The 14260-nt window shown below is 45.1% G+C and carries 10 protein-coding genes and 1 pseudogene; all 11 read left to right on the top strand.

Features of this window, described 5'->3' with window-relative positions; all coding sequences use genetic code 11:
- The first annotated feature begins 4 nt into the window (after positions 1 to 4).
- Complete coding sequence (locus cpu_RS10195; protein WP_075859887.1) at positions 5 to 1714, top strand: proline--tRNA ligase; 1710 nt, start codon at positions 5 to 7, stop codon at positions 1712 to 1714.
- An 11-nt stretch (positions 1715 to 1725) separates the two neighbouring features.
- Positions 1726 to 2379: a glycosyltransferase family 2 protein gene (locus cpu_RS10200; protein WP_075859888.1), complete on the top strand. Its 654-nt coding sequence runs from the start codon at positions 1726 to 1728 to the stop codon at positions 2377 to 2379.
- A gap of 12 nt (positions 2380 to 2391) precedes the next feature.
- Positions 2392 to 3051 carry an MgtC/SapB family protein gene (locus cpu_RS10205; protein WP_075859889.1) on the top strand — a complete coding sequence of 220 codons (660 nt, stop codon included), beginning with the start codon at positions 2392 to 2394 and terminating at the stop codon, positions 3049 to 3051.
- Positions 3052 to 3057: 6 nt separating this feature from the next.
- On the top strand, positions 3058 to 7305 hold the full coding sequence (locus cpu_RS10210) for a PolC-type DNA polymerase III (protein WP_075859890.1): 4248 nt from the start codon (positions 3058 to 3060) through the stop codon (positions 7303 to 7305).
- 569 nt (positions 7306 to 7874) lie between these two features.
- On the top strand, positions 7875 to 9269 hold the full coding sequence (locus cpu_RS10215) for an ammonium transporter (protein ID WP_075859891.1): 1395 nt from the start codon (positions 7875 to 7877) through the stop codon (positions 9267 to 9269).
- Positions 9270 to 9417: 148 nt separating this feature from the next.
- On the top strand, positions 9418 to 10245 hold the full coding sequence (gene nifH, locus cpu_RS10220; RefSeq protein ID WP_075859892.1) for a nitrogenase iron protein: 828 nt from the start codon (positions 9418 to 9420) through the stop codon (positions 10243 to 10245).
- 83 nt (positions 10246 to 10328) lie between these two features.
- Positions 10329 to 10646 (top strand): P-II family nitrogen regulator, encoded by a 318-nt coding sequence (locus cpu_RS10225; RefSeq protein WP_075859893.1) that lies wholly within the window; start codon positions 10329 to 10331, stop codon positions 10644 to 10646.
- A gap of 93 nt (positions 10647 to 10739) precedes the next feature.
- Positions 10740 to 11102: a P-II family nitrogen regulator gene (locus tag cpu_RS10230; RefSeq protein ID WP_075859894.1), complete on the top strand. Its 363-nt coding sequence runs from the start codon at positions 10740 to 10742 to the stop codon at positions 11100 to 11102.
- Between the two features lie 50 nt (positions 11103 to 11152).
- Complete coding sequence (locus cpu_RS14390) at positions 11153 to 11290, top strand: hypothetical protein (RefSeq protein WP_234970235.1); 138 nt, start codon at positions 11153 to 11155, stop codon at positions 11288 to 11290.
- 12 nt (positions 11291 to 11302) lie between these two features.
- Positions 11303 to 12613 (top strand): annotated as a pseudogene (locus cpu_RS10235) (nitrogenase component I subunit alpha); the annotation flags it as partial.
- A complete protein-coding gene (locus cpu_RS10240) occupies positions 12604 to 14082 on the top strand; it encodes a nitrogenase component 1 (protein ID WP_075859895.1) in 1479 nt (492 codons plus the stop codon). The pseudogene cpu_RS10235 and the gene cpu_RS10240, both read left to right, overlap by 10 nt.
- Positions 14083 to 14260 lie beyond the last annotated feature (178 nt).

A 14260-nucleotide genomic window follows, 5' to 3' on the forward strand; every position in this document is an offset into this window, starting at 1 on the left:
ATCGATGAGACTATCCCAGTATTTTATGCCAACGTTAAGAGAAAATCCTGCGGAGGCAGAAGTAATAAGCCACAAACTTTTACTGCGGGCTGGTTTTATCCGGAAATCGGCATCGGGAGTCTATACCTATTTACCCTTAGCCCAGAGAGTACTTAAAAAAATCATGCAAATCATCCGGGAAGAAATGGACAGGCAGGGTGGGCAGGAATTAATGCTGCCGATTTTACAACCGGCGGAACTTTGGCTGGAAACTGGCCGCTGGCATGTCTATGGACCGGAGCTTTTTAAGCTAAAAGACCGGCATGATCGGGATTTTTGTTTAGGACCGACCCATGAGGAGATAATCACTGATCTGGTTCGGGGTGAAGTTAAATCATATAAAGATTTACCCCTTCTTTTATACCAAATTCAAAATAAATATCGGGATGAAAAACGGCCCCGTTTTGGTTTATTGCGGGGACGGGAGTTTATCATGAAAGACCTTTATTCCTTTGACCGGGATGAAGAGGGTTTAGAAATAAGCTATCGGAAAATGTATGAAGCCTATACCAATGTTTTTACCCGGTGTGGCTTAAAGTTTCGAGCGGTAGAAGCCGATGCTGGGGCAATAGGAGGAAGTTCTACCCACGAATTTATGGTATTAGCAAATTCTGGTGAGGCAGTAGTAGCCTATTGTCCCGACGACCACTGTGGTTATGCAGCAAACTTGGAAAAAGCGGAAGCAAAATTTGTATCTGAAGAAATTGGGAGCGAAGGCGAATTACAGAAAGTTGCTACTCCCGGAGTAAAAACTGTGGAAGAAGTTGCGGAATTTTTAGGGTGTAATAAAAAACAAATTTTAAAATCGGTCTTGTTCCGGGCGGACGATGGCTATGTTTTAGCGGTAGTTCGCGGAGACCGGGAAGTAAACGAAATTAAAGTTAAAAATCAGGTGGACTGCCTGGTCCTTGAACTTGCCTCCCCTCAAGAAGTGGAAAAGATTTTAGGAGCTGAATACGGCTCGGTGGGGCCAGTAGGGGCAAAAATTCCGGTAATTGCTGACCTTGAAGTAAAGCATGTTTTAAACGCCGTAACCGGAGCAAACGAGACGGGCTATCACTTTACCGGGGTTAACCCCATGCGGGATTTCCCCGCAACAGTGAAGTATGCTGATATCCGGCTTATTGAAGAAGGGGAACCGTGCCCCAAATGTGGAAAACCACTGGTGTTTGCCCGGGGAATTGAAGTAGGACAAATCTTTAAACTAAAAGATAAATACAGCAAGAAAATGGGAGCTGTTTATTTAGATGAAAATGGTCAGCAAAAGCCAATTATCATGGGTTGTTACGGAATTGGCGTTACCCGGACGATGGCCGCCGCGGTGGAGCAAAATCACGATGACGATGGGATAATCTGGCCGGCAGCCATAGCTCCTTTTGAAATTATTGTGGTTCCGGTTTCTAATAAAGATGAACAACAAATGAAAATAGCTGAGGAAGTTTATGAGTTGTTATTAAAAGCAGGATTTGAAGTGGTCATCGACGACCGGGATGAGCGGCCGGGGGTTAAGTTTAAGGATGCGGATTTAATTGGTATACCTTTAAGGATCACCATTGGTAAGCGCACAATTAACGAAGGAGTTTATGAAGTCAAAATCCGCAAAACCCGGGAAGAAAAAGTTTTCACCCGGGAAAATCTTGTAGAAGGTCTAAGAGAACTCTTAAAAGGTCTATAGGGGGAAAGGCGTTGACCATAAATGTGTTAATTCCAGCTTTTAACGAGGAAAAGAATATCGGTAGGGTTATCTTAGCCCTGAAAAAACTTTCTCTTATTGCCAGGATCATTGTTATTGATGACGGCTCCTGGGATGGTACTGCTAACGTTGCCCGGAGGATGGGGGTAGAAGTAATTTCTCTTTCCCCTAATCAAGGCAAAGGGGCTGCCCTTTACCAGGGGTTTAAAGTATCTAATGGCGAGATAATTGCCTTTTTTGATGCAGACCTCATAAATCTAACTCCGGGTCATATTTTAGACCTGCTTTTGCCGGTTATTAAAGGCGAGGCCGACATGACTATAGGTGTTTTTAGCAAAGGGCGTTTGTCCACTGATTTAGCCCAGAAAGTTGCCCCCTTCTTATCGGGGCAAAGGGCTTTTACCCGAAGTTTTTTGGAAAATTTTTTTAACAACCATCGCGAAGTGACCGCTCTTGGTTATGGTGTGGAAGTGGCTCTTACTTTATATGCCGAAAAAACCGGGGCCAGGGTAGTTGAGGTCCCCCTGGTAAATTTAACCCACGTCATGAAAGAGGAAAAGCTAGGCTTCTTTCCGGGCATGTTAGCTCGGGCCAAGATGTACAGGGAGATTGTAAATAGCTTTGGAAATAAAATTAAACTGGGATAGAGGAGCAAAAGGATGAGCGAGTATGATATAGTCCTTCGCTTAATTTTGGCCAGTATCCTTGGTGGGTTAATTGGACTTGAGCGCGAAAGTCTTGGGAAATCAGCGGGCTTTCGCACTCATATTTTGGTTTGTGTCGGATCGGCATTAATTATGCTGCTATCGGAGAAAATTTACTTCGACTTTGCGGGCAAGACCAATGCGGATCCCGCAAGGCTGGCAGCGCAAGTGGTAAGCGGTATCGGTTTTTTAGGTGCTGGGACCATTTTAAGGGAAGGTTTAACTATACGGGGACTTACGACTGCTGCTAGTCTTTGGGTGGTAAGCGGAGTAGGTCTTGCGGTTGGTATGGGTTTTTACTTTGGAGCAGTAGTGGCCACGGGTATAGTTTATATAGCCCTATTATATTTGGGCAAGGTGGAAAAATATCTAGAAATTTACCGTACTGGGGAAACCATTACGGTGGTAGTGGATGACAGCCCCGGGCAGCTGGCTAAAGTTTCCCAGGCCTTTGGTAAATATGGACTAAATATTGACAATGTGGAAATCATTAAAAAGAAAGATCACAAGGTGCAAATCGTGATAATGCTTTCCCGTCCTGATAAGACCCGGGTTTATCAAGCTTTAGAAGAAGTTTCTAATCTTCCCGGTGTAATTCAGGTGCAAAAGGAGTAAGGTTTTATGGATAAGATTAAGCCAAATGCTTTAGATTTGAAGAAGATTTTAGAAAATTTAGGGCAAAAAGCCTTTTTAGATAAAGTGTTAGTTGATCTTTCCCAGAATAAATGGGAGCTTTTTTTTAAGGCTCCCCATTATCTTTCCTTAAAGGAATTTGATGCACTGCGGGCTGCTATTTTAGAAGAAATGCCCGATTTAACCGTTGAGATCAATTTAACTTTAGAAAATCAAGCTGAAATTGATACTGACTTACTGTTAGAAGATGTTCGTTATTTAATGGTGCAAAAACTGCCGCGGCTTAGAGGAGAGCTAATGCTTTCCGGTCTTACTTTAGACGGGAACGAAATTATTTTTGAAACTTCTAATGAAATCTTACTGGATACAGTTAAACAAAAAAAAATAGGAGAAACAATATCCCGTTTTCTTGGCAAAATTGCCCCAAATTATAAATTTATACCTAAACTTAAAGAGGAGCTCCTGGAGCCGCTGGATTGGCAGCAGGAATTAGAAGAAGATTTTGTGCAAAAGCTTATCGAGGAGAATAAGGAAGAAAAAGAAGAACTGGGAAAAATAGAAGTTCTACCACCGACGAAGCTTGTCCTTGGTAGGGTTATAATGGAAGATCCGCGCCCTATCTCTACCCTTACCGAAGAAGAGAAAAATGTGGTAGTTAGTGGCACGATATTTGACTTAGAGCTAAAAAAACTTAGATCGGAACGAACGTTAATAACCTTTAATCTTGCCGACCACACCGATGCGATTTCCGCTAAACTTTTCCTCAAAAAAGGAGACGAAGAAAAAGCAGCTCTCTTTAAAGAAGGTATGGAGGTAAAAGTTAAGGGAGAGGTCCAATTTGACCGTTTTGTGGGAGAATTGGTGTTGTTTGTCAATGATTTAAATGAGCTGGAGAAATCTTACGGGCGGATGGACAATGCGGAAATAAAAAGGGTGGAACTTCACCTTCATAGTAAAATGAGTGCAATGGATAGTGTTGTGGATTTAGAACAACTATTTAAAACTTTAAAGCGCTGGGGACATGATGCGGTAGCAATAACGGACCATGGCGTTGTTCAGGCTTTTCCTGAAGCAGCAGAACTTTCGGCTAAATATGGAATAAAAGTGATTTATGGCCTTGAAGGATATCTGGTGGATGATGGTTTACCGGTAGTTTTTAATCCTGCTCCAGTATCCCTAAAATCAACACCCATAGTAGCTTTTGACCTGGAAACCTCTGGGTTGTTTAGCCAAAAAGATGAAATTATTGAAATCGGTGCGGTAAAAATTTATGAAGGGAAGATTAGCGATACTTTTTCCGTTTTAGTTCGTCCCCAAAAACCTATCTCTGCTAAGATATCTGAGCTTACCGGTATTACCAATGACTTACTGGAAAAGGAAGGAAAAGGACTAAACGAGGCCATTGAAAAGTTTTTAGAGTTTTGCGAAGGGGCTATATTATTAGCGCATAATGCAGCCTTTGATTACAGCTTTTTGCGGGAAGCCTTGAGAAAGCTGGGCATTACCCGGAAATTTTCGGTGGTGGATAATTTAGCTATCGCCAGGATTTTATTTCCTGAGTTAAAAAACCATAAATTAAAGACCATAACGGAACATTTAGAAGTTCCCTTAAATAACCATCACCGGGCGTTGGCGGATAGTTATGCTTTGGCGGAAGTATTTTTAAAAGTTCTACCAAAACTTTTCGACCGTGGACTTCAAAATTTGGAAGAACTGGCAAAACTAAACTACAATTATGTTAATGACCGGGCCAGGACCTACCATGTTTCAATTTTAGTAAAAAATCAAGAAGGGCTTTATAATCTTTACCGGCTTATCACTTTATCCCATTTAAAATATTACCATCGCCATCCGCGCATACCTAAAAGCGAACTTATGCGCCACCGGGAAGGTTTGTTAATTGGGTCAGCCTGTGAGGCAGGAGAACTATTTACCGCCCTTTTAGAAAAGCAGCCGGAAAGTAGGATTTTAGAGATAGCTCGTTTTTATGATTACTTTGAAATAATGCCCAAGGCCAATAACGCTTTTTTAATCCGAAATCAGCGCTTAAAAAGTGAGCAGGAATTAGAAGAACTAAATCGAAAAATTCTCGCCTTAGGTGAGCGCTTGCATAAACCGGTGGTGGCTACTGGCGATGTTCATTTTTTAGAGCCGGAAGATGAGATTTACCGAAGGATTTTACAAAAGGGTCAGGGGTATGACGATGCCGAATTACAACCGCCAATTTATCTAAAAACCACCGAGGAAATGTTGACCGAATTTTCCTACCTGGGTAGCGAGCGGGCTTATGAAGTGGTAGTAGAAAACCCCCGGAAAATTGCCGAGCAAATTGAAGTAATTAAACCTATACCCGATGAATTTTATCCACCTATTATTGAAGGGGCGGATCAACAGATTTATGACATGGCTTACCAAAAAGCCCATGAGCTTTACGGCAATCCTTTACCTGAGATTGTGGAAAAAAGATTGAAACGGGAGCTTGATGCTATTATCAATAACGGTTTTGCGGTTTTATATTTAATTGCCCATAAACTTGTCAAAAAATCCTTGGACGACGGTTACCTGGTAGGTTCCCGGGGTTCGGTAGGGTCATCGCTGGTGGCTACTATGACGAGGATAACCGAGGTTAATCCGCTACCTCCCCATTATTTATGTCCTCACTGCCACTTTAGCGAGTTTATCACCGATGGCAGTTACGGCTGTGGCGCCGATATGCCCGATAAAAACTGCCCACGGTGCGGCACACTTTTAAAAAAAGAGGGTCACGACATACCCTTTGAAACTTTTATGGGGTTTGAAGGGGATAAAGTTCCAGATATTGATTTGAACTTTTCGGGAGAATATCAACCCCAGGCCCATAAATATACCGAAGAATTATTTGGTAAAGATTACGTCTTCCGGGCCGGAACAATTGCTACGGTGGCTGATAAAACCGCTTTTGGTTTTGTTAAAAAGTATTTTGAAGAAACCGGACGACCGGCCCGGCAGGCCTGGGTTAAATGGTTAACCAATGGTCTTGTGGGGGTAAAGAGAACTACCGGACAGCATCCTGGTGGACTAATGGTTGTCCCCAAAAACAACGATGTTCACCGTTTTACCCCTCTGCAGCATCCGGCGGATGATAAAAATTCTGGGGTAGTAACCACCCACTTTGATTACCATTCGATTTCCAGTCGTCTGGTAAAACTCGATATCCTGGGTCACGACGATCCTACCGTGTTAAAAATGCTGCAGGATTTAACAGGCATTGACCCGCGAACCATTCGGTTAGACGACCGGAAAACTTTAGGTATCTTTTCTTCTACAGAACCTTTAGGGGTAACTCCAGAAGAAATTCGTACCACCGTTGGGACCTATGGGATTCCGGAGTTTGGGACCCGCTTTGTCCGGCAGATGCTGGAAGATACCCGGCCCAAAAGTTTTGCCGAATTGGTAAGAATTTCAGGCTTTTCCCACGGAACGGATGTATGGCTTAATAATGCTCAGGATTTAATCAAAGATGGCATCTGTAAATTATCCGATGCCATTTCTACCCGGGATGACATCATGATTTACCTGCTGCAAAAAGGGGTACCACCCAAGAAAGCTTTTAAAATTATGGAAAATGTCCGTAAAGGGAAAGGAATTTCCGAAGAAGAAATTGCAGTGATGAAAGAACACGGTGTTCCTGACTGGTTTATAGGAAGTTGTAAAAAAATAAAATATCTCTTTCCAAAAGCCCATGCGGTGGCATATGTAATGATGGCTTTTAGGATTGCCTACTTTAAAGTTTACTACCCGGAGGCTTTTTACGCGACTTACTTTACTGTGCGAGCTGATGACTTTGACCTACCGGTGATCCTGGCGGGACCTGAAAAAATTGTCCGAACCCTAGACGAATTGGAGCAACGGGGTAATAGTTTAACGGCTAAAGAAAAAGGGTTAGTTACAGTCCTTGAAGTTGCCCTGGAAATGCTGGCCCGGGGAATAAAAATGCTGCCGGTAGATTTAGAAAAATCCGATGCTACTCGCTTTTTAATTACTCCGGAAGGAATCTTGCCGCCTTTTGTAGCGCTGCCCGGCATTGGAGAAGCAGCAGCGGTAAATATTGTAAAAGCCCGGGAAGAAGGAATGTTTGTTTCCATTGAAGATTTAAAGGTCCGGGGAAAAGCTTCAAAAGCGGTTATTGAAGTATTGGAAGCTCACGGATGTTTAAAGGGTCTGGCACCGACTTCCCAGTTAGTACTTTTTGCTTAAACCCTGATTAAAATAACACAAACTAATAACTGGCATTCCTACCGGGATACCCACCTTTTTCAATGCCTGTTTTAGCTTAAAAAAATATTGTGAACGATTCTCTGGCCTATCTACAAAATTTTTTAAAAAGGGTATTGACAACAACTTATCTTTGATTTAAACTACATTGCAAAGAAAGATGTAAGAAGGTTTATTAAGGCAATGGTGCCTTTTGGCGGAATATTCCGTTAAGAGGTATTTTATTTCAAAATATTATATCCAATGGTGGAGAGCTGGCAAAGGCGCTTTTTCAGGAGAGCATTCTACTGAAAGAGCGCCTTTTTAATTTATTTTTTAGGATTATTAAACTTCATTAAATATAAAAAAGCAAAGCAAGGGTGCTTTAAGAGGAGCTATGGTGCTTCAATTAAAGCATCCTTTTTGTGTTTATAAGGCAACGTCCGACCGGTGGATTGGCGCCGTTCACCTAGGGCGATAAGATATAGGCTATCTTCAGCCGTTTAGGCGTAAGCGATTGCGGCGACTGGAGGCGTAGAAATCCTGGTGATAAAGATAGGAGGTAGGTGTAAGTGAGCAAGCGAGTCAAGTATAGCTTTTATCTTTTGCCTTTATTATTGCTAATCGCTCCAGGTGTAGCTTTAGCCGATGATAGTTCAATTAATACTGGTGATACCGCATTTGTTTTAATCTCGGCAGCTCTGGTGATGATCATGACCCTGCCTGGAGTAGCTTTGTTTTACGGTGGTATGGTGAGACGAAAAAATACCCTTAGCACGATTATGCAGAGCCTTTTTATTATGGCCCTGATTTCAGTACAATGGGTCCTTTGGGGTTACAGCATCGCCTTTGGGCCGGATAAGGCGCACCTGTTTGGTAGTCTAGCCTGGTTGGGATTAAAGGGAGTTGGTCAAGCACCAAACCCTGATTATTCGGCTACCATTCCTCATTTAGCATTTATGGCTTTCCAGATGATGTTTGCAGTAATTACTCCGGCACTAATTACAGGGGCGATTGCTGAGCGCATGCGTTTTCCGGCCTTTACAGCCTTTACACTACTCTGGGCGACCTTAGTTTATGCTCCGTTAGCCCATTGGGTTTGGGGCGTTGGTGGATGGATGCGTAACTTAGGTGTTTTAGATTTTGCTGGAGGTACTGTAGTGCATATTTCATCCGGTGTTTCTGGTCTGATTGCTGCCCTGATGCTGGGTAAGCGCAAGGGCTATGGTTCGGAACCAATGGCACCTCACAACCTGCCCCTTACCGTTTTAGGAGCGGCACTGCTGTGGTTTGGTTGGTTTGGTTTTAATGCCGGTAGTGCTCTTTCGGCCAATGGACTGGCAGCAAGTGCTTTTGTAGTAACAAATACTGCAGCTGCAGCAGCTGCCCTTTCCTGGATCATTGCTGAATGGTTTCACCAGGGTAAACCTACTGTCCTAGGTGGAGCAAGTGGTTTGGTGGCAGGTTTAGTAGCTATTACTCCAGCCTCCGGATTTGTAGGAATTATTTCTGCAGTGATTATTGGTCTAATTGCTGGGATAGCATGTTATCTTGCAGTAAGCGTGGTGAAACCCCGATTGGGTTATGATGATTCTCTTGATGCTTTTGGCGTGCACGGAGTTGGTGGTACATGGGGTGCATTGGCCACGGGTCTTTTTGCTTCCAAGTCAATTAATTCTGCAGGTGCAGACGGATTGTTTTTTGGTAATTCCCATCAATTGTGGATCCAATTTGTTGGTGTAGTAGCTAGTTGGTTGTTTGCTGCGGTTATGACTTTTGTCATTCTTAAAACGGTAGGATTATTTTTCAAGTTGCGAGTTAGTGAAGATGAAGAAGTACAGGGTTTGGATATTACCCAACATGGGGAAGATGCTTATTCAGGTATGGTAGTTGGCGTGCCGGTGAACAATATTCAAAACCCTGCCGATTCTTCGTCGGTGGTTATTACCCGAGAAGTTAGCGTATAAGGATTAAGTTTGCTTAATCACCAAATTATTTTAGAATTACCTAAAATATTTTTAAACGATGAAGTTTTTTAAGCGGGCAAAGGTGCCGTAATTCCCCCCAGGAAAACGGTACCTTTTTCATACTAGATATAAATTGGGAGGGATGAAGATGACCAGAAAAATCGCTATCTATGGAAAAGGGGGTATTGGCAAGTCCACTACCCAGCAAAATACCGCAGCTGCCCTGGCCTATTTTTATGGGAAAAAAGTTTTGATCCATGGTTGCGACCCCAAGGCGGACTGCACGCGTTTAATTCTTGGGGGTAAGCCCCAGGAGACTGTAATGGATACAATGCGTGAATTAGGAGAGGATGCGGTGACCATTGACCGGGTGGTAAAGACCGGGTTTTGCGGAATTAAGTGCGTCGAGTCCGGGGGGCCGGAACCGGGTGTTGGTTGTGCCGGTAGGGGTGTGATTACCGCCATTAGTTTAATGGAAGAGCTAGGGGCCTATACGCCGGATCTGGATTTTATCTTTTTCGACGTATTGGGTGACGTTGTCTGCGGGGGTTTTGCTATGCCGGTGCGGGAGGGCAAGGCCCAGGAGATTTATATTGTAGCTTCGGGGGAAATGATGGCTCTATATGCTGCCAATAACATCTGTCGCGGTATGGTCAAGTATGCCGAACAGAGCGGCGTCAGACTGGGGGGTATTATCTGCAACAGCCGTAATGTTGATGGGGAGAGGGAATTGATGGAAGAATTTTGTTCCAAAATTGGAACCCAGATGATTCATTTTATTCCACGGGATAATATCGTGCAGAAAGCTGAATTTAACCGTCAGACGGTGACCCAATTTGATCCAAACTGCAATCAGGCCCAGGAGTACAGGGAACTGGCCAGAAAAATTATTGAAAACGACATGTTCGTCATTCCAAAGCCGATGACTATGGACGAGATGGAAAACCTGGTGATCAAATACGGCCTGCTGGAGTAATAGGGTAAAAATGTAACAGCGAACTATGGAAATGGAGCATCAGGGAAAAGAGGAAAAATTTATTAGACCGGGGAGGTTATAGTATGAAAATGATTCGGGCTATTATCCGTCCCGAAAAAAGCGAAGAGGTGGTGGACGCCCTGGCCGAAGCCGGTTACGTAGCCCTGACCAAAATAGATGTAGTCGGGCGGGGCAAGCAAAAGGGTATTCATGTGGGCAGCATATATTACGATGAACTGCCCAAGGTGATGATTATGCTGGTGGTAGAGGACGGCAAGGCGGCGGAAGTGGTGGAAATAGTCACTAAAGCCGCTTACACCGGAAACTTCGGTGATGGGAAAATCTTCATCAGTCCGGTGGATGAGACTTACACCATACGCACCGGTACTGCGGGTCTGTAATATGCTCCAGGAAAACGTTTCTATATTTGGGTACCGGTTAAGGCCGAAGGCACCAGCTTTATTCGGAGGATTTTGCGTGGGGGTGAATATTCCATGAAGGAAGTGATTGCCATTATCAGGCCCAATAAAGCTAATGCCACTAAAGAATCTTTGGCTGTACTGGGTTTTCCGAGTCTGCACGCTTGCAAGGTGGTTGGGCGGGGTAAGCAGAAGGGAATCCTGGGCGAAGTTTCCTTTCCCGTCAGCCCCGAACTTGAAAAGCAGGAGGGTGGAATGAAATACGTACCCAAAAGGATGATTTCCCTGATGGTGGACGACCAGGACGTGTCTCTCGTGGTAGCCGTGATAACCAAGATTAATCGTACCGGCCAGATAGGGGACGGGCGCATCTTTGTATGCCCTGTTGAGAATGTGGTGCGTATACGTACAGGGGAGAAGGGAAAGACGGCTATCTAATGGAGGGGAGCACGTGGAATTCTACTTGATAGAAAAGGAGGAAGACTATTATGCCTTTGGTGAGAATGAAGTGCAACGAACCTATTCCCGAGCGGGATAAGCATATTTACCGCACAGAAAAAGAGCAATCTATTATCCCTGCTTGTAATATCGCAACCCTTCCAGGGGATATGACCGAGCGCGGGTGAGCTTTTGCCGGTGCCCGCGGGGTCGTGGGCGGACCAATTTCCGACGTCATTCAATTAGTTCACGCGCCAGTAGGTTGTGCGTGGTATACCTGGGGTACGCGGCGCCATCTTTCCGACTTTTATCCCTGGGCTACGCCCACTCGCCTGACCAACGTAGCGTTTAACCGTCGCTACTCTATGTGTACCGATATGCAGGAGAAGGACGTGGTTTTCGGAGGCATGAAAAAGCTGGAACAGGCCTGTCTGGAAGCTATCCGGCTGTTCCCAGAAGCAAAGGGCTTGATCATTTTTACCACCTGCACTACAGGCCTGATCGGCGACGACGTGCGGGCTGTGGCCAAACAAATAGAAAAGAAAACCGGCAAGCTAATCTTCACTTCTGAGTCACCGGGTTGTTCCGGGGTGAGCCAGTCCAAGGGTCACCATGATTTCAATACCCAGTTTTACCGCCAAATTCGAGAATTGAGGGAACGCCGGCCGGACCTAAAAATGTCCGAAGAAGAAAAGACTCCCTATGATATCTGTTTGATTGGCGAGTATAACATGGACTGGGATTTAAAGGTGATCAAACCGCTTTTCGAAAAAATCGGTGTACGCGTGGTAACTGTCTTCACCGGCAATGAGCGCATTGAAAACCTGATTAAAATGCCTGATGTAAAGTTAAATGTGGTGCATTGCCAGCGCTCAGCGGAGTATATCGCCCATATGATCAAAGATGGCTTCGACATTCCTTTTATTCGCGTCTCACTCTACGGGATTAAACAAACTACAGAAGCGTTACGGAAAACGGCCGCCTTCTTTGGCTTGGAGGAGCGAGCGGAAAAGGTGATTGCCGAGGAACTGGCCCGGGTGGAAAAGAGTTTATCTTTTTACCGGGAAAAGTTAAAGGGCAAGCGGGTTGCCATTTACGTTGGTGGACCCCGGGTATGGCACTGGATCAAGCTAATGGAGGAACTGGGGATGACTGTTGTGGCCGTCGCCTGCACTTTTGCCCACGAAGATGACTATGAAAAGATCAACGCCCGGGCACCAGAGGGAATGTTGGTTATTGATAACCCTAATGAGTTTGAGATCGAAGAAATGCTCAAAACCGAAAAGCCGGACCTGTTTTTAACCGGGATGAAAGAAAAATATATTGCACGCAAGATGGGTATTCCTACGGTTAATTCCCATTCCTACGAAAAGGGGCCTTATGCAGGTTTCATTGGGATGGTTAATTTTGCCCGGGATATCTATCAGGGCCTTTATGCACCGGTTTGGAAATACCAGTGGGGCATTGATAGTATTTCGACAAAAAACAAGGAGGAAAGGTCATGCAGTTAAAGGAAATTCCCATCACAGGCATACCTTATGATCAGATAAAAATTGAAAAAGTTCCGGCTACGCCGGAGTATTGTGAACGGCCGGCTGATTTAATTCCTTCTGCTAACAGGGCCGTGGTGGTTAATCCCAACCGCACCTGTATGCCCCTGGGGGCGATGTGGGCGGTGCTGGGAATAAAGAAGGCGATCCCCTTTGTCCAGGGGGCCCAGGGCTGTACTACTTACGTGCGCTATACCTTTAGCCGTATTTTTAAAGAACCAGCAACCATTGCTACCGCTTCTTTCCATGAAGATGCGGCAGTTTTTGGTGGCCGGCGTAACCTGGTAGAAGGCATCCGCAACCTGGTGGTGCGTTACTGGCCCGAATTAATTGGGGTGGTGACCACCTGTTCTAGTGAGATTATCGGTGATGATATGGTTAGCTTTATTAAAATGGCAAAGGCCCAACTGCGTAAAGAAATAGGGCCTGAAAAAGCAGAGCAAATCCCCATAGTGCTGGTTAACACCCCCAGCTTTGCTGGGTCCCATGTGGAAGGTTACAATAGAGCTTCTAAGGCTTTTATAGAGACTCTGGCTACTATTAATGGAGAGCCCAACGGTAAAGTGAATATCATTCCCGGTCTGTTTTACCCGGGCGATATCCGGGAGATCAAACACCTACTGCGCCACATGGGTATTGAAGCAATAGTGCTCTTTGATATTTCCGATACCCTGGATGCCCCATTGCAACCGCCAATATCCTTTCCCTATTATCCTCCTGGTGGTACTACGGTAGAGGAAATCAAAGATATGGCTAATTCGCTGGCTACCTTTGCCTTACAACCTCATGCTGGTCAGGCTGGTGCTAGCTACCTGGAGCGCAAATTTGGCGTGCGTGCTGTCCTGGGGCCGCCGCCGGTGGGAGTGCAGGGTACCGATGCTTTTTTAAAAGCCCTTAAAGAAATTACTGGAAAACCCATTCCCGAGAGTCTTTTGCAAGAAAGGGGTCGTTTAATTGACTCGCTGGCTGATACCTTTCACCACACGATGATGAAGAAGGTGGCCATTATGGGAGACCCGGATATAGTGCTTGGCATTACCCGCTTCGTGCTGGAAATGGGGATGGAGCCGGTGGCCCTGGCTAGTGGTACGGCCAGCAAGACCTTCAACCGCGAAGTGGAGACCATCCTTACCGAAGCCGGGTACGAAGGCGAACCGCCGCTGATCATTAATGGCGGTGACCTGTTCGAGTTTGAGGAATACCTGAAAAAACAACCGCGACTGGACCTGATTATCGGCAATTCCCGGGCGGTGGACATTTCCCGGGAGCTGCAGGTGCCCCTGGTGCGGGTGGGATTCCCCATTTACGATCGTTTTGGCTATCAAAAACGACCCATAGTTGGTTACCGAGGCGGAGAGATGTTGCTAGCAGAAATTGTTAACAGCATTTTGGACTACCAGTATCCCGACGACCGTACCCAGCAGTTGTAGAAGCTTTCACAAAACTCTTTTTGTGATACTTACCATATCAGGAAACGACAGGTTTGGGTCGGGCCGGCTGGTGGGGGGATTAAAGCTCCCCAGGGCGCTCGGCCGGTTCCGGCTCAATTAAATGAAAGAATTGAAGTAACAATGGCCTTTATGATGAAAGGCCTCGGGTTTAAGAGGC

This window comes from Carboxydothermus pertinax, from assembly GCF_001950255.1.
Taxonomy (GTDB): domain Bacteria; phylum Bacillota; class Z-2901; order Carboxydothermales; family Carboxydothermaceae; genus Carboxydothermus; species Carboxydothermus pertinax.

Bases quoted from the DNA above. Each gene is read 5' to 3' on its own strand.
- cpu_RS10230 (WP_075859894.1), top strand. From the start codon at position 10,740: ATGAAGGAAGTGATTGCCATTATCAGGCCCAATAAAGCTAATGCCACT.
- cpu_RS14390 (WP_234970235.1), top strand. From the start codon at position 11,153: ATGCCTTTGGTGAGAATGAAGTGCAACGAACCTATTCCCGAGCGGGAT.
- cpu_RS10225 (WP_075859893.1), top strand. From the start codon at position 10,329: ATGAAAATGATTCGGGCTATTATCCGTCCCGAAAAAAGCGAAGAGGTG.
- cpu_RS10195 (WP_075859887.1), top strand. From the start codon at position 5: ATGAGACTATCCCAGTATTTTATGCCAACGTTAAGAGAAAATCCTGCG.
- nifH (WP_075859892.1), top strand. From the start codon at position 9,418: ATGACCAGAAAAATCGCTATCTATGGAAAAGGGGGTATTGGCAAGTCC.
- cpu_RS10210 (WP_075859890.1), top strand. From the start codon at position 3,058: ATGGATAAGATTAAGCCAAATGCTTTAGATTTGAAGAAGATTTTAGAA.
- cpu_RS10205 (WP_075859889.1), top strand. From the start codon at position 2,392: ATGAGCGAGTATGATATAGTCCTTCGCTTAATTTTGGCCAGTATCCTT.
- cpu_RS10240 (WP_075859895.1), top strand. From the start codon at position 12,604: ATGCAGTTAAAGGAAATTCCCATCACAGGCATACCTTATGATCAGATA.